Raw genomic sequence first — 20,611 nt, forward strand, 5'->3', positions numbered from 1 at the left:
GAATTAAAAGTATTTCAAAAATTGCAAACAGACACTGAAAAATTAAGAATAAGTTTATATCCGGATTGAAGTATATACTGACGCATATGTCGTGAATTATATTTTGCTAATAAAAATGAAAATAACACATGAAAGATAACGGTTTAGATGAAATGCTTTTAATCAACCAAAAGCAGAAAGAATTTTATAACGAAAATAATAGTAAAAAGAAGAGCAATTTGCCCTCCAGGATCTGGTCCAGCATCAGAAATGGTCTCTTGGCAGATTATAGACGTAATTTTAATATTTCTGAAAAAGTATATGCCCAACACAAAACGTGGTTAGGGGATATGAGTGATAAAAAAATTCTCGATTTAGGCTGTTTAAGAGGGAATGCACTTTCTTTGTATATGGCTAAAAATGCCAGGGAGTATATCGGGATTGATCTGAGCGATGTGGCCATAAATGATTTGCAAAAGAAAATCGAAAAAGCAGACTGTCCTAATGCCAAGGCTCTAGCAGTTGATTTCCTGTCGGATGAATTTTATCAGAAGGATTTTGATATCATCTATGCATACGGGGTTCTGCATCATTTTGAGAATTTTGATGTTCTAATTGAAAAATTGAAAGAAAAATTAAAACCAGATGGTGTAATCCTATCCTACGATCCCCTACAAACCAGTTTACCCATAAAAATAGTAAGAGGTATTTACAGGCCCTTCCAAAGCGATAAAGATTGGGAGTGGCCCTTCAGTAAAGCTGTCATCGACAAGCTTTATGCCAATTTTAAGGTGTTTGATGTGAAAGGTATCTTAGGGAAAAGCAAATATGGCATCCTACTTTCTTTTCTGCCTTTGAGCAAGGAAACCAAAAACAAAAAAATACAGAAAATGATTCAAGAGGATTGGGAAGTAAATGCAAAAGAAGAAATTTATCCTTGCATGCATTTGACCATGTTTTTAGGAAAAAAGTAACTATACAGAATTGATTAATAAAGTCTTTATAATTTCATCCGAATTCCCGCCGCTACCAGGTGGTATAGGAAATCATGCCTATTTGTTATCCAAATACCTGCAACAATCGGGGTATGAAATTTCGGTCCTATGCGATTTTAGAAAGCAAAAAGAAGATTTGGTATTTGATGCAAAACAGTCCTTCACAATCCATCGGACAAAGCGAAGCAAATTTACCCAGCTTCATAGAATCAAGAAGGCAAATTCCCTTATCAAGCAAAATTCAACCGTTATTTGTTCGGGCAAATTCTCTTTATGGATGGGAGCCTTGTTCAAAACCTTTTTTTATAAAAAGAAATTCATAGCTGTTCTTCACGGCTCAGAACTTAAAGCGGGAAATAGAGCCTTGCAAAACCTTACAAAATGGAGCTTGAGGAAATTTGACACCCTTATTGCTGTTTCTGAATTCACTAAACAATTTGCATTAACTGTAGATTCAAATCTATCCATAGAGGTGATCAATAATGGTTTTGAAATTGGGCAATTTGAAACTTCTTCAAAAGAAAGTTCCACTGCTTTAAACTTAGTAACTGTTGGCAACCTTACGTTTAGAAAAGGACAGCAGAATGTAATTAGGGCACTGCCTTTACTCAAGGAGCAATTTCCTGAAGTGCATTATCATTGTATTGGTATTCCAACAGAAAGAGAGAAATTTTCTGAATTGGCTAAATCGCTCGGCGTTTTGGATCATATTACCTTTCACGGTATTTTATCCGATACTGAACGAAATAATGTTATCAAGAAAAGTTCCATTTTCTTGATGCTTAGCCAGCGGATAAAAAATGATTTTGAAGGGTTTGGAATTGCAGTACTTGAAGCCAATTCATTAGGAATTCCTGCGATTGGTTCACGAGATTCAGGCATTGCCGATGCTATAAAAAACAAGTATTCCGGTATCTTAGTTGATCAAAACGACCCGAAGGACATCGTAAATGCTGTCTTCGCCATCATGAAGGACCATACCCGCTATTCTGAACAGGCCCAAGAATGGAGTACCCATTTTGATTGGAACCACATCATACACCATTATCTAAAAACAATACAGCATGAAGCGTAAAAAACTTCTTATCATATCGCATACCGAGCACTATAGAAATCAAGACCAAGAAATTGTAGGTTGGGGGCCGACGATTAACGAGGTGAACTATCTTGCCGATTTTTGGGAAGAGGTGGTGCATATTGGCTGTATGAAAGAAGGGGTGGCTCCAAAAAGTGCCTTGCCCTATTCAAGCAAAAATATTAACTATGTACCCATTCCACCCTACGGTGGCAAAACATTGTTGTCAAAAGTGTTGATTTTTACAAAAATTCCAAAAATCATATCACAAGTAGTTCGAAATTTAGATGGAGCTACCGAAGTACAATTACGTCTTCCTACCAGTATGGGGCTGTTTTTGCTTCCGCTGTTTAGCTTCTTTCTTCCTCGAAAATATACTTTGTGGGTAAAATATGCAGGAAATTGGGGGGATGATTGTCCGCCCTTGTCATTTCGTTTTCAACGCTGGTGGCTTAAAAAAAATTTGACAAGATGTGAAGTGTCGCTCAATGGTTTTTGGCCCAATCAAGAAGAACACTGTTATTCTTTTGAAAATCCTTGTCTGACTTTAGCTGATATTGAAAAAGGAAAATCAATAGTCCTAAAAAAAGCTTTTGATGGTAATTTTGTTTTGACTTTCGTAGGAAGGCTTGAAGATGAAAAGGGGGTAGATAGGATTATTGAAGCCTTGAAGAGTATTCCTTTGGAGAAAATAAGTAAAGTAAATCTTATTGGTGATGGACCTAAAAGGATTATTTATGAGCAACAGGTTTCTTTTTTGAAAGACAAAGTTGTCTTTCATGGTTTTTTATCGAAAGAAGCCGTACATAGTATTTTATCTGAAAGTCATTTTTTTCTTCTTCCTTCAGTTGCAGAAGGTTTTCCTAAGGCTATAGCTGAAGCTGCATGTTACGGCGTACTTCCGATTGTGTCCGATGTTGGCAGTATTTCGCATTATGTAAACGATGCAAATGGCTATTTGTGGTTTAGGAAAGAGGAGACATCGTATGCTAAAATAATAGAAAAAGCTATATCTAGTACAACAAAAGAATTAAAAGAAAAGTCTTTTGAGGTTGTGAATCTAGGAGAAAAGTTTACTTTTATGGCCTATTTGGAAAAATTGAATACCTTTATTTTTAAATAACAGATGCTTGCTAGACAGTTAAATACCACTAAAGATTATTATCTTATACTACTATTTTTGCACATCTTGATTGGGTTTTCTGTTTTTCTGTTTAAACCTTTGTCAATTGTATATGCTGTTGCTATAAGTGCAATAGGTTTTATCGATATCTTAAAAAATAAAAATAAGAACAATCAGGTGCTTTGTTGGTGTGCCTATGTGGTTTGTGCTGAAGTATTTCTTAGGATGACCAAAGGAAATATTGGTAATGAATTTGGCAAATATGTCGTAATGATATTTGTTTTGATGGGAATTTATTATAAGAGCTTCTCCAAAAATGCAATCCCGATATGGATTTTTTTGCTTTTATTGATTCCAGGAATTGTTATATCCACCACTGTTTTGAATTTAGAAACGAATGTAAGAAAAGCTATAATATTTAATATAAGCGGTCCTGTTTGCTTGGGAATTTCCGCTATTTATTGTTATCAGAGGGTTGTTACGCCAAAGCAAATCGAAAATTTGTTTAAGATGATGACTTTCCCTATTATAACTACACTAGCCTATCTGTATTTTTATACTCCAAGTATAAGGGATTTGGTTGTTGGAACTGCTTCTAATTCGGCAACATCAGGTGGATTTGGTCCTAATCAAGTTTCTACTATCTTGGGATTGGGAATGTTTGTGTTCTTTGTTCGGACTATTTTTTATTCCAAAAATATATATCTGCAAGCTCTTAATGGTTTTTTATTGCTTTTGGCTACTTACCGGGGTCTCATCACTTTCTCAAGAGGAGGTGTGATTACAGGAGGCATTATGATATTGCTTTTATTGGGTAAATTGTTTATCGTTGGTAACAGCAGAGGAAAAATGAAGTTGATGGTTGTTTTTGGTGCAGCTATTTTTGCTCTGATAGGAATATGGGGCTATAGTTCCTATCAGACAAATGGATTGATTGAAAGACGTTATGCGAATGAGGATGCCTTGGGAAGGGAAAAAGACAATTTGCTCTCTGGAAGAGAAATCCTTATTGAAACCGAATTAAATATGTTTCTGGATAATCCTATTTTTGGAATCGGGGTTGGGAAAAACAAGGAGACCCGTAAAGAACTTACAGGGCTAGAGCTTGCTTCGCATAATGAACTTACCAGAATGCTTGCCGAACACGGTTCCTTGGGTATTCTGGCTTTGTTGATATTGTTTGCAACACCCTTTCTATTATCGGTTAACAATCCGCAGAACCTTTATATGTATTCCTTTTTTATATTCTGGCTACTTACCATTAATCATGCGGCTATGCGATTGGCGGCACCCGCCTTTATCTATGCCCTAACACTTTTAAAATTTACCTCATTTGAAGAACCTGCTTTACATAGGAAATAAGCTTTCGCAACATGGAGTTCCCGTTACGACTATTGAAACGCTAGGGCCTTTATTGAAAGATGAAGGGTATAACCTTTATTATGCTTCTTCAAAAAAAAGCATGGCTTTGAGAATGCTGGATATGCTTTGGAAAGTAGTACAATTAAACAATAAAGTTGATCTTATATTAATTGATACTTATAGTACTTCTAGTTTTTGGTATGCTTTTTTTGTAAGTCAATTGGCAAGACTACTGCGCATCCAATACATCCCTATTTTGCATGGTGGTAACCTTCCGAATAGGCTTGAAAACAACCCCCGACTTTGCAGGATGCTTTTTAGCAATGCCTACAAAAATGTAGCCCCATCCCGATACCTCCTGCATCATTTTGAATTGAAGGGTTTTACCAATACGGTTTATATTCCGAATACGTTGGAGATTGATAACTATACCTATAAAGAGCGAAAAGTTGTTTCTCCTAATCTGCTTTGGGTTCGATCGTTTGCCCGAATTTATAACCCGAACATGGCTATTGAGGTTTTTAAAATTATCAAAGACAAATATCCAGAAGCTACGTTATGTATGGTAGGTCCAGACAAAGATGGTTCCTTGGAGGAGGCAAAACTATTGGCTTCTAATTACGGATTGAATGTCAATTTTACTGGAAAACTTTCCAAAAAAGAATGGATTGCATTGTCTGAAGATTATAATCTATTTATCAATACTACCCATTTTGACAATACTCCGGTAAGTGTTATGGAAGCTATGGCATTGGGGTTGCCTGTCATCACTACGAATGTTGGTGGTATTCCTTATCTGCTTGATAATGGCGTTGATGCCTTATTGGTTGAAGATCGTTCAGTGAATCAGATGGTTGGGGCGATTGAAACATTATGTGAGGATGAAAATCTTGCTCAAGCTTTACGAAGAAATGCTAGAAGCAAGACAGAAAGCTTTGATTGGCAGATTGTGAAGGAAGCGTGGGAGGAGATTTTAGAATGTAGATTTTAGATTGGAGAATTAGGATTAAGGAATTTAGGATTAATGAATTTGGTTTTTCATGCCAAATATGTTGTGGAGTAGTGAGGAGTGAAAAAATAATAACAATCAAGTAGGTTATAAATAATAGTGATTTGAGCTCTATTTTAGAAAAAAATGTTAAATTCGTGCTTTCAAAAGACATACCCCATATGTTATCTTCTAAAAAAATGCATTTTGAAGTTTCCGAAAGGAAAATTCTCTTACGACTGTTTGACGTATTGGCTGTTATTGGTGGCCTTTCCTTTGTGGGGCATACTTTTAATTTTAGTTATTTCACTATAACAGAGGGCAGTTTCTATTGGACTGTTGTGCTTGCCTTGTATTTAAATATTTTAGGGACTGTCTTTGAGATGTATAATCTTCAGGTGGCCAGTAATCAGTTTCAGATTATAAAAAGTATTGTGTTAACTTCTTCTACAACAGTGCTTTTCTTTTTGCTAACGCCAATATTCACACCTCTTTTACCTTCCAATAGACTACAGATCATCTATTTCTTTTTATCCATAACCATCTCGTTGTTTATTTGGAGGTTGTTTTATCAGAAATTCCTTGCCTCGCAAAGGTTTGTTAAAAAAGTGATTATCGTATGCGACCAAAACCAGTTGGAGGAATTGACTACTTCGCTAGAAAAGGCCGATCCGCATTATAAAGTGGTAGGTTTTGTAGATACAGACAGCCAGAATGCAAATGTTGATGCTGATATGGTTTCTATAATCAGACCTGTAAACCTTGATGAAATTGAAATATTTGTGCGAAAAAATGGTGTCTCCGAAATTGTAATCGCTTCACAGAAAACAGATGGCATCACGGTAGAGCTTTATAATAATCTATTGGTATTATTAGAAAACGGTTTTGTCATAAGAGCCTATACACAGGTATATGAAGCAATTACCCACCGTATTCCCATCCAGCATTTTGACAAGGATTTTTACCGCTATTTTCCTTTTAGCCGAAGCAATCAAAATAGACTGTACTTGTTGATTGTGCGTCTTTTAGAGCTTACTTTTTCAATTATTGGATTGCTTGGCGGATTGGTTATCTTGCCTTTTGTGTTAATTGGTAATTTGATCGGAAATCGAGGACCGCTTTTTTACACCCAAACCAGAGTTGGAAAAAATGGTGTTCCATTTGAAATCTACAAGTACCGAACCATGATCAAGAATGCCGAGAGTGGAGGCATCAAGTTTGCTACTCAAGGAGATGCACGAATCACACCTTTTGGTAGGCTTTTAAGAAAATCGAGAATTGACGAAATCCCTCAATTTATCAACATCCTAAAAGGCGATATGGGCTTTATCGGACCACGACCAGAACGTCCCTTTTTTGTAAAGGAGCTTGCTGCAGTAATGCCTTTTTATGAAACGCGTCACGTTATCAAGCCGGGTTTGACAGGTTGGGCCCAAGTAAATTATTCCTATGGTGAAAGTATCGAAGAAAGCCTAATCAAATTGCAGTATGACTTGTATTATATCAAGCACAGAAGCATTTTCCTCGATCTGAATATCGTCATCAAAACTTTTAGTACGGTTTTGTTCTACCGAGGCCAATAATTCCTCTTTCAGGATAAATCAATCGCAATAGGAGGATTGCCGTTGTGATTACGATTGGTAGAACGATGAAGATATGGATCTTGTTGAGCATATACACTACATAAATTCCCAAAAAAGCAAGACAAATCCAAGACAGCTTCTTGATCCACTTCAAATTATTGGTAGCCATAAAATAAAGCAACACCAGAAAAAGCGGATTGAAAAGCAGTACATTGTAATTCCATAAAACTTCTTGGTGCAGGGAATACAATCCAATCAAAGAAAACAACAGACCAATTAAGCCAAGAATTAGGAAGTAAGTTACTTGCATTGCTTTTTTCTTAATCAGAACGAAAAGCAACAATACAGCAATCAACGAATAAATGCTGTCCAGAAAAGAAAAAGCAGAAGGCCTATTTGCTTCGAAAATCACATTGGTTTCCGTTACAAGAGGTTTATCTTTATAAGAGCTTACTTTTAAATTCTCAAACAAATCTAGTGGAAGAAACATAATGATTGCTTGATTATCCACTCGATGTCCGAAAATAATATTGATGCCCAATTTCTGGTAAAAATGATTTTCTACATACGGAAATAAAACATCCCTATAGGTTTTTGAATCGATATTTTTCTTTACAATTGGCTTTCCTTCCAATACTCCGTTTACAACATCAATCACTTTTGTCGTGCAATTTCGGTCAATAAATTTATAGGTATAAAATTTGTCGTCTGAAGATAAGGAGACATCTAATTTCTTGATGAGCAATTCTTTTTCTGGATTAGATAAATTTAAAACCTGTTCGTAAATCGACCTGTTTTCCACCCTATAACTGTATTCAAAATCATCGTAAGGATAAGCTGCGGCATAGTATTGCAAATCGCCTTTTACAAACTTGAACATAAAATTAGGCGTGCTGAAATCGAACATTCCATAATTATACACCAAATCAATGTTTTTGGTTTCGTCCTTAATGCGTAAAGCTGTATGCCCATAAAGCGAATGGGAAGCATCAGCAGTGCCAACAGTTAGGATACTTACAACCGTATTGTCCGAAACCAATGATTGCGAAAAGCCAATCTGGCTAAAGATGAAGAAGGAAAAGAGAAGTAGTTTTTTTATCATTTTGATAAATAATTTTAGATTTTAGTCCCAATCCCGAAATTTCGGGACGGGAGTAGATTTTAGATTTTACAGAACTTACAACTTATAACCTACAACGTATAACTTCTACCTAAAAATCCCCAAATCCACCTTAACCGAAAAAACATTCGAATACAAAGCCGCACTTTGGTCGCCCAAATCCGTTAAGGCATAATCAATCTGGATACCTTTGTATTTAAATCCAAGTCCGATATTTGGTTGAAAATTCACTTTTTCGCTGCCGTCAATCTGTAAAACATTTTGGAAATTTCCCACACCAGCCCTAACAAATACCAAATCAATATAGCCCAATTCAAAACCAAGTGCAGGATCGATACTCACCGCTTTTGTAGAAATGATGTCGTTTGTCTGTTCAAAACGCATATTCAAATTGGTCGCCGCCAAAAGCGACATCTCATTATGGAATTCAAATTTCTTGGAAACTCCCAGTTGGGCTTTCGGCAAGGTAATCTCGGTGCTTTCAGGCGGTTCTTGGTTTTCGCCCGGAATTGCATTGGCTATTTTTTGGTATTCCTCCTCGTCAATATTCCAAATATTATAAGTAGTTGTAATGTCACGAAGCATCAATCCAACATGCCAGTCGTCGCGTTCAAACTGCAATCCAAAATCAAAACCAAATCCCCACGAATTTGCAAAATCCCCAATCACACGACGGATCACTTTTGCATTCACGCCATATTGAAACCCTGGAACCGGCAGTTTTCTTGCATAGGAGAAAGTAAACCCATAATCGGCCGTCGAAAACAAGCTGATCCTGTTGTAGTCGATATTTCCATCACCATCAATCAATTGGGTGGTGTTCATAATGTCGTCAACACCAAACCGAATCATCGAGATTCCCCAAGCACTACGGTCGTCAATCGGTTTTGCATAAGCCGCATAATCATATTGGGCAATATTTGCAAAATAACTTGCATGCATCAACGCCACCTGTCCGTCTTCCAAATTCACCAATCCTGCAGGATTCCAATACCCCGAATTCACGTCGTTTGTGCTTGCCACAACAGCGTTGGACATGCCCAAAGCTGCCGCATCGACACCAATGTTCATGAATTCATTAGAATATTTTCTAACTGCCTGACTGTAAGTAAGTGAATAGGTTAAAAGGAAAGCAATTAATGCGGTTTTTTTCAACGTCTTTAATTTTTGCAAATATCAAATAAAAATCTCTAATAAAAAACGCACTTCTCTTTAAGTTATTGTACTAAATTTGTTTTTCAAAAAATATCACGATGAACATCAAAAAGCACATTCCCAATATTATAACCTTACTCAACCTCTTCTGTGGCTGTATTGCCTTGGTTTTTGCCTTCAATCAGCAATTCGAGATGGCTTTTTTCTTTGTTTGCCTTGGGATTTTTCTTGATTTCTTCGATGGTTTTTTTGCCCGAATGTTCCATGTTTCAAGCGAATTAGGATTGCAGCTTGATTCACTAGCCGATATGGTCACAAGCGGACTTGTTCCAGGCCTGATAATGTTTCAGATGATGACCGATACTTCCACAACAACCGATTTAAATTATACCCAAATATTCCCCTACCTTGGTTTTATCATCACTTTAGGCTCCTGCTACCGACTTGCAAATTTCAACATCGATACCCGACAAACCGATTCTTTCATAGGCCTGCCAACACCAGCAAACACATTGGTTATCTTGAGTTTGCCTTTGGTTTTGCAAAATACAGACTCGCTGATCATCGTAGAAATTCTCACAAACCAATGGATTTTGTTGGCAATTACCTTGTTAAGTGCCTATCTCCTAAATGCCGAAATTCCCCTTTTCTCACTCAAAATCAAACAATTCAGCTTTGCAAAATACAAGCTCCAAGTCGGCTTCCTAGCCATTTCAGTATTGCTCTTGGTTTTTTTCCAATTCCTAGGAATTCCACTTTTAATTATGACCTATATTTTACTTTCCGTAATCAACAACAAGCAAAAAAAGAGCATTTAAAATTAGTAGGAGCGAAGCGTTAGGGCAGAGAATAATCCATTTTCCTGCTGCAGGAACTCGCTTCAAACCTGTTTGGTCACAGGTTTGAGAGCTCAAACAATTCCAGCATCAGGGCTAGAGGGAAATTCATTTACAGCAACCAATCCTAAATCCCAAATCCCAAATCCTTCAATCTTTAAATCTTTCAATCCCGAATGAAAAGACCAACACCAAGAAAGAAACCCACACCAAGAAGAAAACCCAAAAAGAAATCTTCCTGGTTGCGAAACTTGCTCATCACAATCGGGGTTTTATCAGTAATTGCAATAATCGGCTATCATTATAGAAACGGACTGGCCTATTATCTGGGATTCAAAACCGACAAGGTAATCAAAGAAGAAGCCGAGAAAAAACGACTTTCAGACGTTCGGAACTTTCAAATCCTTTCCAAACACAATGGCAAGATAGTCGGAATCGATGTTTCAGAATACCAAGGCAACATCCTTTGGGATTCCGTAAAAAACATCGAAGGCACCTTTCCAATCCAATTTGTAATCCTTCGTTCAACAGCCGGGAAGAATAGGGTAGATGCCAAATTCCATCAAAACTGGAAAGCCGTCAAGAAACAAAAAGTCATCCGTGGAGCCTATCATTACTATCGTCCGAACGAAAATTCACTGGAGCAGGCCGAACTTTTCATCAAAACTGTCAAACTCAAAAAAGGCGATTTGCCACCCATACTCGACATCGAAAAACTACCCAAAAACCAATCCATCGACAGCCTAAAAGTGGGTTTAAGACGTTGGCTCAAAAGAGTCGAACAGCATTATGGCGAAAAACCCATCATCTATTCCGGTGAAAGCTACTACAATGATTTCCTCGAGGACGAATTCGCTGATTATACCTTCTGGATCGCCAACTACAATTTCTTCGTAGAAAACATCAAAGACGAATGGCTGATGTGGCAATTCACCGAAAAAGGTTCCGTATCGGGAATCAAAGGCAATGTCGATGTTAACATCTTCAACGGAAACCTGCAGGAGTTGAGGTTTCAGACGATTGGGAATTAATAAGAAGATGGAAGTTGGAAGATTGAAAACCACTCATAGTAGAGGAGAAACCAAAAAGAGTTAGGGAGAAATCAAACTTGGTTCGGGAGAAACTAATTATAGTAGAGGAGAAGCCAAAAAAGTTCAGGAGAAGCCAAAAAAATTCTGTAGAAATCATAAAAAAAATAGTAAGAGCTTCGCGTTACTCTAAACTAAAAAACCTGAAAAGAACTTTTAAAGTTTCCTTTCAGGTTTTAATTTAAATATATTTATTTCTTAGGTTTTTTCTCCCATCTCCCAACTTCCATCTTTCTCTAAAACTCCAACTTCTTCTTCCTCAACTCAAAATTCTGACCCAGATAAACCCTTCTCACCATTTCGTCCTGTACTAATTCTTCTGGAACTCCTGCTTTTAGGATACCGCCTTCAAACATCAAATAGGTTTTGTCGGTAATGGCCAATGTTTCCTGAACATTGTGATCCGTAATCAAGATTCCGATATTTTTGTTTTTCAATTGGGCTACAATCCTTTGGATGTCTTCAACCGCAACCGGATCAACTCCTGCAAAAGGCTCATCCAATAAGATGAATTTTGGGTCGGTTGCCAAGGCACGGGCGATTTCTGTCCTACGTCTTTCTCCACCAGAAAGCAAATCGCCCCTGTTGGTTCGGATGTGTTGCAAACTGAATTCATCAATTAAGGATTCCATTTTTGCAATTTGTTCTGCCTTCGAAAGTTTTGTCAATTGCAAAACGCTTAAGATATTATCTTCAATGCTCAATTTTCTAAAAACCGACGCTTCTTGTGCCAAATAACCAATTCCGTGTTGGGCTCTTTTGTACATCGGATAATCGGTAATGTTCAAATTATCCAAATAGATATTTCCTGAATTTGGCTTTACCAAACCCACAATCATGTAGAAAGAAGTTGTTTTTCCGGCACCATTTGGTCCCAAAAGCCCAACGATTTCACCTTGGTTCACTTCCACAGAAATTCCCTTAACGACACTTCTGCCTTTATAGGTCTTGATTAAATTGTCGGCTCTTAATATCATTTTAATTTGATGATTTGAAAATTAGAAAATTAGATAATGCCAATTCCATGGCAAAACCATTTTGAGTAAAATTTATGCGACAAAATTAAATAAGAAATCGAGAATAAGTTCAGTCATTAACAAATTGTTGCGGTTTATGTCTTGACAATTTTCAAATTAACTCATTTTCTCTTGCAACTGCGACTGAAAACTGCGACTGAAAACTGTGACTGATCACTGACCACTTTCCTCCAGTGCTTCCCAAAATTCATAAGCTCTTCTCAAATGCGGAACCACGATTGTCCCTCCAACCAGAGTAGCAATTCCCATCGCTTCCATCATTTCTTCTTTGGTCACGCCTTCTTTATAGCTGGTTTCAAGGTGGTATTTCACGCAGTCGTCACATCTCAAAACGGCTGATGCTACCAATCCAAGAAGTTCTTTAGTTTTAACGTCCAAAGCTCCTTCTGCATAGGCATTTGTATCTAAATTGAAAATCCTCTTGATGATTTTATTGTTATCAGCAAGCAATTTCTCATTCATCTTCCCACGATAATCATTAAATTCTTTTACTAAATCTGACATAATTTGGGTATTTTATTTGTTCTTTTTATAAACGAATTGGGCAATAAAAATACTGATCTCATAAAGTATCCATAACGGAATCGTCACAATAATCTGACTGATTACATCCGGTGGGGTTACGATTGCGGCGATAATTAAAATGATGACAATGGCATATTTCCTGTAAGTTCTTAAAAATTGAGCATTTACGAGCCCAATTCTTGCTAGGAAAAAAATAATTATAGGCAATTCAAATACTAAACCTGTAGCAAGCGAAGTGGTTTTTACCAAGCCAATATAGGAAGCAATGTCAATTTGGTTTTCCACTTGCGAACTGATGGTTAGATTTGCCAGGAAATTTATTGAAAGCGGTGTGAGGATAAAATATCCAAAGGCAACTCCGATAAAAAATAAAAGTGAAGCAATTGCAATGAAATATTTGATGTTTTTTCGTTCTTTTTCATACAAGGCCGGGCTCACAAATTTCCATAATTCCCATAGGATAAAAGGGAAAGCAATGATAAATCCAGCTGTAATGGAAGTCCATAGTAACATAGAAAATTGCCCTTCCATCGTGCGATTCTGCAGTTCAAAAGGCAATTTCTGAATGCAAAAACTTTTATCAAGGTTAAACTCGTTTGCCAATTCACAAAACCATCTGTAGGTTATGAAATTTCCGTCTTTTGGTCCGAAGATAATGACGTCAAAGATAAAACCACTGAAATTATAAGCTACAGCAGCTCCAATTAATATTGCAATTGTACTTCGGATGAGCATCCATCTCAATACTTCAAGATGGTCCAAAAAGGACATTTCGCTTGGATTTTTTTTTGCCATTATACGATGCCTTCTTTTAAAATATCATGCAGATGCAACACTCCTTTATATTCATCTCCATCAACCACAATCAGTTGTGTAATCGAAAAATCTTCCAAGATATTCAAGGCATCCACCACCATGTCGGTCGATTTTATCATCTTTGGATTCTTGGTCATAATATCTTTTGCTGTCAAATCGGAGAAAGTATCGCGTTCGTTCAGCATTCTTCGGATGTCGCCATCGGTTATGATTCCAATCACCTTATTGTCTTCTACAACAGCCGTCACACCAAGACGTTTTTCTGAAATCTCGAAAATAGCTTGCTTGATCGAAGCATCGGCATTGACCATTGGTTTCAAAGAATTTTCGAGCATATCCTTCACACGGAGCAATAATTTTTTCCCCAAAGCGCCACCTGGATGGTATTTAGCAAAATCATCGCTTTTGAAATCACGCATTTCCATCAGGCAAACGGCCAAAGCATCACCCATAACGAGTTGAGCAGTCGTGCTGTTTGTTGGAGCCAAATTTATAGGACATGCTTCTGAATCGACAGTAGTATTCAAAACATAATCAGACCCTTTGGCTAAAAACGAAGTTGTGTTTCCAGTCATGCCTATTAAAGTATTTCCAAATCGCTTTAAAATCGGAACCAAGACCTTGATTTCTGGGCTGTTGCCACTTTTTGAAATACAAATTACAACATCTCCCGGTTGCACCATTCCCAAATCGCCATGAATCGCTTCCGAAGCATGCAAAAACATCGATGGTGTTCCGGTAGAGTTCATTGTGGCAACAATTTTTTGAGCAATTATTGCACTTTTGCCGATTCCCGTTACAATCAATCGGCCCTTTGTATTGAAAATAATTTCGGCAGTGTTTACAAATTGGTCGTCAAGGAAATCAATCAGTTTTATAATGGCTTCACTTTCAGAGAGAATGGTCTTTTTGGCAATCGCCAATATATTTTCTTTTGTTATCAAAACAGAAATTGTATAAAATTTGTTGGTATAAAAGAAAGTTGTATCTTTATGTGGTGCAAATTTATGTAAAATACCCTAAATAAAGAATGAATTCAAACGAAATTGACATCCACAAAGAGTTAAAAAAGTATTTCGGTTTTAGCCAATTCAAAGGATTGCAAGAGCAGGTAGTAAAAAGCATTATCACAAACAATAATTCGTTTGTCATTATGCCAACAGGTGGAGGAAAATCGCTTTGCTATCAGTTACCCGCTTTAATTAAAGATGGAACGGCAATTGTGGTTTCGCCTTTAATTGCCTTGATGAAAAATCAGGTTGATGCCATCAGGAGTTTATCTTCAGAAAATGGAATTGCACACGTTTTGAATTCCTCTTTGACCAAAACCGAAATCAACCAGGTGAAGAAAGATATTACATCTGGAATTACCAAATTATTATATGTAGCCCCAGAGTCGCTTACGAAGGAAGAATATGTTCAGTTTTTAAAGAACGTGCCCATTTCTTTTGTAGCCATTGATGAAGCCCACTGTATCTCGGAATGGGGACATGATTTCAGACCAGAATACAGAAATTTACGTCATATTATTAAGCAGTTGGGCGACGTTCCAATCATCGGCTTGACCGCTACTGCAACACCAAAAGTGCAGGAAGACATCTTGAAAAACCTTGATATGTCGGATGCAAATACTTTCAAAGCATCTTTCAATAGACCTAATTTATATTATGAAGTTCGAACCAAGACTAAAAATGTGGAGTCGGACATCATTCGTTTTATCAAACAGCACAAAGGGAAATCAGGAATTATATATTGTTTAAGCCGTAAAAAGGTTGAAGCGATTGCTCAAGTTTTGCAAGTAAACGGCATCAGTGCTGTTCCCTATCATGCAGGTTTGGACGCCAAAACCAGAGCCAAACATCAAGATATGTTCCTGATGGAAGATGTTGAGGTTGTTGTAGCCACAATTGCCTTCGGAATGGGAATTGACAAACCGGATGTTCGTTTTGTAATTCACCATGACATTCCAAAATCACTCGAAAGTTATTACCAAGAAACGGGTCGTGCAGGACGAGATGGAGGCGAAGGGCATTGCCTTGCTTATTATTCCTATAAAGATGTAGAAAAATTAGAGAAATTTATGTCAGGAAAACCCGTTGCCGAACAGGAAATTGGTTTTGCCTTGTTGCAGGAAGTCGTGGCTTATGCTGAAACTTCGATGTCCAGACGTAAATTCTTGTTGCATTATTTTGGTGAAGAATTCGATAGCGAAACAGGCGAAGGTGCCGATATGGACGACAACGTTCGTAATCCAAAAGCAAAAGTGGAAGCCAAAGACCAAGTGGTGAAATTGCTTCAGGTGGTTCGTGATACCAAACATTTATACAAATCAAAAGAAATTGTCTATACCTTAATAGGTAAGGTAAATGCAACCATAAAAGCACATAGAACCGATTCGCAGTCTTTTTTTGGTTCCGGAGGTTCGTTTGAAGAAAGGCACTGGATGGCTTTGATCCGTCAGGTTTTGGTGGAAGGTTATTTATCAAAAGACATTGAAACCTACGGAATTTTAAAGGTTACTGATAAAGGTTTGGATTATATTCAAAACCCAATTTCCTTTATGATGTCGGAAGACCACGAATATAACGAAACAGAAGACGAAGCCATTGTAACGGCGGCAAAATCATCTGGAACTGCCGACGAAGTTTTGATGGGAATGTTGAAGGATTTGCGTAAAAAAGTGGCCAAAAAGTTAAGCGTTCCGCCATTTGTGGTGTTCCAAGATCCATCGCTTGAAGATATGGCGTTGAAATATCCAATCACACTTTCAGAATTAGGGAATATTCACGGAGTTGGAGAAGGGAAAGCTAAAAAATATGGTAAAGATTTTGTCGATTTGATCAGTCGTTATGTTGATGATAATGATATTATTAGACCAGATGATTTGGTGGTGAAATCTACCGGTGTAAACTCTGCCAATAAATTGTATATCATTCAAAATATTGATAGAAAGTTATCGCTCAAAGATATAGCTTCTGCAAAAGGATTGGACATGGATTCGTTGATAAAGGAAATGGAAATGATTGTTTATGCAGGAACAAAACTCAACATCAAGTATTGGATTGATGAAATCCTGGACGACGACCAACAAGAAGAAATCTTCGATTATTTCATGGAAGCCGAATCCGATAATATAAAAGATGCCTTGAAGGAATTTGACGGCGATTATGATACCGAAGAACTTCGATTAATGCGAATCAAATTTATCAGCGAAGTGGCGAATTAGTGTTTAGTTTTCAGTCACAGTGAGGAACTGCCAACTGCGACTGAACACTGCCAACTAAAAAACCTCCCCTCGATGTGGTTTCAAAGCATCACGAACTGGAATCATAAATTCATCGGTTACGACCATAAAAGCGATGGCATGCATTTCGTTGAAAATTTCAAAACCTGTAATGTTTAAAGGGAGCTTTTCAATCTGAATATATTCTTTAAGATGAATCTCGTGGTGTTCGGCAGTTTTTGCGGAAGCAGGTCCTCTAAAATCCCAAATTAGTTTTATTTGTCTGGACATTGATTTTTTTTTTACAAAGATATTGATATTGGATTTAAAGACTAAAAGATTTACAGATAGAAGGATTAAAAGATTTGCTTTTAGTATTTTTGAAGGTAAATTTTTTCTTATGAAGTTTCTAAGCTACACTTTCCTACTTTTCTCCTCAATAGTTTTTTCCCAAGAGCTCACACTCGAAAAAGCTAATCATCTCGCAACACTTCCTGTAAAATGTCTTCAACAGGAATATCCGAATAAATTAAGTCAGTTGTTGATTGATAGTACCGAAATTCAATCGCCAAAAGTATTGCATCCCGCTTTTTATGGCTGTTTCGATTGGCATTCGTCTGTTCACGGTCATTGGAGTTTGGTGTATCTTTTGAATCATTATCCCAATCTTGACAAGAAGAAAGAAATCATCAATAAACTAAAAATCAATCTTTCAAAAGAAAACATCCAAACAGAAGTACATTATCTTTCCAAAGCTCACGAAAAATCATTTGAAAGAACTTATGGTTGGGTTTGGCTCTTGAAATTGCAATTGGAATTGGAAATTTCAAACGAACCATTTGCAAAAGAATTGGCACAGAATTTAAAACCTTTATCTGATTTGGTTATCGAAAGATATATTGAATTTCTACCAAAATTATTATATCCGATCAGAGTCGGAACCCATTCCAATACCGCATTCGGATTGACGTTTGCTTGGGATTATGCATTTCATTCTAAAAATGTGTTATTCCAAAAAAGCATAAAGGAAAATGCTGTTCGATTGTTCCAAAACGATGAAAATTGTCCGTTCACATGGGAACCAAGCGGAACTGATTTCCTTTCTCCGTGTATGGAAGAAATTGGCATCATGCAAAGAATTTTGCCAGAACATGGGTTTTTGATTTGGTTGAAAAGATTTGCTCCTTCTCTTTCCAAAAAAGATTTTACATGGGAAGTTGCCAAAGTTTCCGACAGAACCGATGGTCATTTGGTACATCTTGACGGGCTGAATTTTAGTCGGGCTTGGAATTTATATTTCCTTGTCAATCAATATCCAAAACAATTTTCTCATCTAAAACCATTAGCCGATACACATTTGAATTTTTCATTACCTTCGGTGGTCGATGGGAATTATGAAGGCGAACATTGGTTGGCATCGTTTGCATTACGAGCTTATGAAGTTAGGAAATAGCGATATGCCGTTTTGTAATTTCAAATCCTTATTTTTGCCAAAAATTTCAATATGTCAAAAGAACTCCTTATTCAAGTTTCACCCGAAGTAGCTGTCAACGAACAATTGCTGAAGGAACATATTGGAAAATTAATCCAGACTTCTGTCAAGGAAATTCAGCATATAACGATTCTAAAGCGTTCAATTGATGCACGTCAGAAAGCCATAAAAATCAATCTCAAGGTTTTGATTTTCTTCCAAGGAGAAGAATTTGTGCAACGAAAAATAGAACTTCCAGATTACAAAGATGTTTCCAAAGCCCAAGAAGTATTGGTGGTTGGAGCAGGACCCGCCGGACTTTTCGCGGCACTTCAGTTAATTGAATTAGGCTTGAAGCCGATAGTACTCGAACGGGGAAAAGACGTGCAAGAAAGACGACGCGACTTGAAAGCCATCAACCGCGACCATATTGTGAATGAAGATTCCAATTATTGCTATGGCGAAGGTGGAGCCGGAACCTATTCGGACGGAAAATTATACACCCGTTCTAAAAAACGCGGCGATGTGGACCGAATTCTCGAATTGTTTGTCGCTTTTGGTGCATCCGAAGATATCCTGATTGAGGCACATCCCCATATCGGGACCAATAAATTACCAAAAATCATCAAGTCCATCCGTGAGAAAATCATTGAATTTGGCGGTCAGGTTTTGTTTGAAACCCGCGTTGTGGATATTTTAGTGAAGAATAATGAAGTTCAAGGAGTTGTCACTCAAAAAGGTGAAACCATCAATGCAAAGAAATTAATTCTTGCAACAGGACATTCGGCCCGAGACATCTTTGAATTATTAGACAGAAAAAAAATATTTATAGAAGCCAAGCCTTTCGCTCTTGGAGTTCGAGCCGAACATCCTCAAGAGCTGATTGATAAAATACAATATTCCTGTGATTATCGAGGAGAATATCTTCCGCCAGCACCTTATTCTATCGTAAAGCAAGTGAATGGAAGAGGAATGTATTCGTTTTGCATGTGTCCTGGTGGCGTGATTGCTCCTTGTGCAACAAGTCCGGGAGAAGTGGTAACCAACGGTTGGTCGCCTTCAAAACGAGACCAAGTTACAGCCAATTCCGGAATCGTGGTTGAATTGAAATTGGAAGATTTCAAGCCGTATGCAAAATTCGGAGCTTTGGCCGGAATGGAATTCCAGAAAAGCATCGAACAAAAAGCATGGCATTTGGCTGGAGAAACGCAAAAAGTTCCAGCTCAAAGAATGGTCGATTTTACACAAACAAAAGTTTCAGCCGATATTCCGAAAACTTCTTATGTTCCAGGGACAACTTCGGTAGAACTAGGTCACGTTTTCCCAGGATTTCTTACCCAAATATTACGTCAAGGTTTTACCGAATTTGGTAAATCAATGCGAGGTTATTATACCAACGAAGCCATACTTCATGCACCAGAATCGCGTACTTCATCACCAGTTCGAATTCCTCGTGACCAAATTTCTTTAGAACACGTTCAAATCAAGGGTTTATATCCTTGTGCTGAAGGTGCTGGTTATGCAGGTGGAATTATTTCGGCAGCAATAGATGGCGAAAAATGTGCCTTGAAAATAGGAGAAAGCCTGAAATGATTTTCCCCCTTCAACATTCGTTAAACTTTCCAATAATCTAAAAAGCGTTCAAAGAAACGCAAGATTTTACTACCTTTGAACGAGTTATACCATTTAAATGACCGAAGAAAAAGTAATATTAGTCAACGAAAAAGACGAGCAAATTGGCCTGATGCCAAAACTTGAAGCACATGAAAAAGCCGTATTGCATCGTGCTTTCTCCGTTTTTATTCTCAATGAAAAAAACGAAATCATGTTGCAACAAAGAGCTTCGCAAAAATACCATTCACCTCTTTTGTGGACCAACACCTGTTGCAGCCACCAGCGAGAAGGCGAAACGAATGTTCAAGCCGGAACACGCCGTTTGTTTGAAGAAATGGGTTTCAAAACCGAACTCAAGGAACTTTTTCATTTCATATACAAAGCCCCATTCGATAACGGCCTGACCGAGCACGAACTCGACCACGTAATGATTGGCTATTACAACGAAGCTCCAGAAATAAATCCAGAAGAAGTAGAAAGCTGGAAATGGATGTGCATCGAAGACGTAAAAAGCGACATGCAGCTCCATCCAGAAATCTATACCGTTTGGTTCAAGATTATTTTTGACGAATTTTATCACTATCTTGAGGAACACAAGTTGTAAATTCCAAATCCTATAAT

19 protein-coding genes are annotated in these 20,611 nt (G+C 37.5%); 12 read left to right on the forward strand and 7 right to left on the reverse strand.

What is annotated here, in order from left to right:
* Positions 1-128 precede the first annotated feature (128 nt).
* The 6 genes from J2X31_RS04935 (at position 129) to J2X31_RS04960 (ending at position 7,105) form a co-directional block, all read left to right on the forward strand.
* On the forward strand, positions 129-953 hold the full coding sequence (locus J2X31_RS04935; RefSeq protein ID WP_310024927.1) for a class I SAM-dependent methyltransferase: 825 nt from the start codon (positions 129-131) through the stop codon (positions 951-953).
* Between the two features lie 10 nt (positions 954-963).
* Positions 964-2,049 (forward strand): glycosyltransferase family 4 protein, encoded by a 1,086-nt coding sequence (locus J2X31_RS04940; protein ID WP_310024928.1) that lies wholly within the window; start codon positions 964-966, stop codon positions 2,047-2,049.
* Positions 2,039-3,172 (forward strand): glycosyltransferase, encoded by a 1,134-nt coding sequence (locus J2X31_RS04945; RefSeq protein ID WP_310024929.1) that lies wholly within the window; start codon positions 2,039-2,041, stop codon positions 3,170-3,172. Before J2X31_RS04940 ends, J2X31_RS04945 begins: the two co-directional genes overlap by 11 nt.
* Before the next feature lie 3 nt (positions 3,173-3,175).
* A complete protein-coding gene (locus J2X31_RS04950) occupies positions 3,176-4,534 on the forward strand; it encodes an O-antigen ligase family protein (RefSeq protein ID WP_310024932.1) in 1,359 nt (452 codons plus the stop codon).
* Entirely contained in the window at positions 4,506-5,525 is a 1,020-nt protein-coding gene (locus J2X31_RS04955; protein WP_310024933.1) for a glycosyltransferase family 4 protein, read from the forward strand. Before J2X31_RS04950 ends, J2X31_RS04955 begins: the two co-directional genes overlap by 29 nt.
* 179 nt (positions 5,526-5,704) lie before the next feature.
* Entirely contained in the window at positions 5,705-7,105 is a 1,401-nt protein-coding gene (locus J2X31_RS04960; RefSeq protein WP_310024934.1) for a sugar transferase, read from the forward strand.
* On the opposite strand, the gene J2X31_RS04965 is transcribed toward J2X31_RS04960, so the two are convergent.
* Together J2X31_RS04965 and J2X31_RS04970 are read right to left on the reverse strand one after the other, a co-directional pair.
* Positions 7,074-8,207, reverse strand: coding sequence for a lipoprotein N-acyltransferase Lnb domain-containing protein (locus J2X31_RS04965; protein WP_310024935.1), 1,134 nt, complete (start codon positions 8,205-8,207; stop codon positions 7,074-7,076). The two genes, J2X31_RS04960 and J2X31_RS04965, sit on opposite strands and share 32 nt — an antisense overlap.
* A gap of 105 nt (positions 8,208-8,312) precedes the next feature.
* Positions 8,313-9,380, reverse strand: coding sequence for a putative type IX sorting system protein PorV2 (locus tag J2X31_RS04970; protein ID WP_445351657.1), 1,068 nt, complete (start codon positions 9,378-9,380; stop codon positions 8,313-8,315).
* Positions 9,381-9,478: 98 nt separating this feature from the next.
* Here J2X31_RS04970 and J2X31_RS04975 point away from each other — a divergent pair, with 98 nt between their 5' ends.
* Positions 9,479-10,198, forward strand: a complete 720-nt coding sequence (locus tag J2X31_RS04975) for a CDP-alcohol phosphatidyltransferase family protein (protein ID WP_310024937.1) — start codon at positions 9,479-9,481, stop codon at positions 10,196-10,198.
* Positions 10,199-10,392: 194 nt separating this feature from the next.
* The gene (locus J2X31_RS04980) at positions 10,393-11,247 is read left to right on the forward strand and encodes a glycoside hydrolase family 25 protein (protein ID WP_310024939.1); all 855 of its coding nucleotides are present in this window, start codon (positions 10,393-10,395) and stop codon (positions 11,245-11,247) included.
* 293 nt (positions 11,248-11,540) lie between these two features.
* Here the strand turns inward: J2X31_RS04980 and lptB are convergent, their stop codons facing one another.
* The 4 genes from lptB to J2X31_RS05000 form a co-directional block, all read right to left on the reverse strand.
* Entirely contained in the window at positions 11,541-12,281 is a 741-nt protein-coding gene (gene lptB, locus J2X31_RS04985) for an LPS export ABC transporter ATP-binding protein (protein WP_310024940.1), read from the reverse strand.
* A 213-nt stretch (positions 12,282-12,494) separates the two neighbouring features.
* Complete coding sequence (locus tag J2X31_RS04990; protein WP_026706201.1) at positions 12,495-12,845, reverse strand: carboxymuconolactone decarboxylase family protein; 351 nt, start codon at positions 12,843-12,845, stop codon at positions 12,495-12,497.
* A gap of 12 nt (positions 12,846-12,857) precedes the next feature.
* Positions 12,858-13,661 (reverse strand): twin-arginine translocase subunit TatC, encoded by an 804-nt coding sequence (gene tatC / locus J2X31_RS04995; protein WP_310024944.1) that lies wholly within the window; start codon positions 13,659-13,661, stop codon positions 12,858-12,860.
* Positions 13,661-14,626 (reverse strand): KpsF/GutQ family sugar-phosphate isomerase, encoded by a 966-nt coding sequence (locus J2X31_RS05000; RefSeq protein WP_310024946.1) that lies wholly within the window; start codon positions 14,624-14,626, stop codon positions 13,661-13,663. The genes tatC and J2X31_RS05000 overlap by 1 nt, the downstream gene beginning before the upstream one ends.
* An 86-nt stretch (positions 14,627-14,712) precedes the next feature.
* Between J2X31_RS05000 and recQ the strand changes: the two genes are divergently transcribed.
* Positions 14,713-16,908 carry a DNA helicase RecQ gene (gene recQ, locus J2X31_RS05005; protein WP_310024948.1) on the forward strand — a complete coding sequence of 732 codons (2,196 nt, stop codon included), beginning with the start codon at positions 14,713-14,715 and terminating at the stop codon, positions 16,906-16,908.
* 54 nt (positions 16,909-16,962) lie between these two features.
* On the opposite strand, the gene J2X31_RS05010 is transcribed toward recQ, so the two are convergent.
* On the reverse strand, positions 16,963-17,196 hold the full coding sequence (locus tag J2X31_RS05010) for a hypothetical protein (RefSeq protein ID WP_310024949.1): 234 nt from the start codon (positions 17,194-17,196) through the stop codon (positions 16,963-16,965).
* A gap of 109 nt (positions 17,197-17,305) precedes the next feature.
* On the opposite strand from J2X31_RS05010, the gene J2X31_RS05015 reads away from it, so the two are divergent.
* The 3 genes from J2X31_RS05015 to idi all read left to right on the forward strand — a co-directional run bounded on the left by J2X31_RS05015 (position 17,306) and on the right by idi (position 20,594).
* The gene (locus tag J2X31_RS05015; protein WP_310024950.1) at positions 17,306-18,358 is read left to right on the forward strand and encodes a DUF2891 domain-containing protein; all 1,053 of its coding nucleotides are present in this window, start codon (positions 17,306-17,308) and stop codon (positions 18,356-18,358) included.
* A 51-nt stretch (positions 18,359-18,409) separates the two neighbouring features.
* Positions 18,410-19,969, forward strand: coding sequence for an NAD(P)/FAD-dependent oxidoreductase (locus tag J2X31_RS05020; protein ID WP_310024952.1), 1,560 nt, complete (start codon positions 18,410-18,412; stop codon positions 19,967-19,969).
* Positions 19,970-20,066: 97 nt separating this feature from the next.
* Complete coding sequence (gene idi / locus J2X31_RS05025; RefSeq protein ID WP_310024955.1) at positions 20,067-20,594, forward strand: isopentenyl-diphosphate Delta-isomerase; 528 nt, start codon at positions 20,067-20,069, stop codon at positions 20,592-20,594.
* The last annotated feature ends 17 nt before the right edge of the window (positions 20,595-20,611 follow it).

The sequence above is a fragment of the Flavobacterium arsenatis genome (assembly GCF_031456785.1).
GTDB lineage: Bacteria > Bacteroidota > Bacteroidia > Flavobacteriales > Flavobacteriaceae > Flavobacterium > Flavobacterium arsenatis.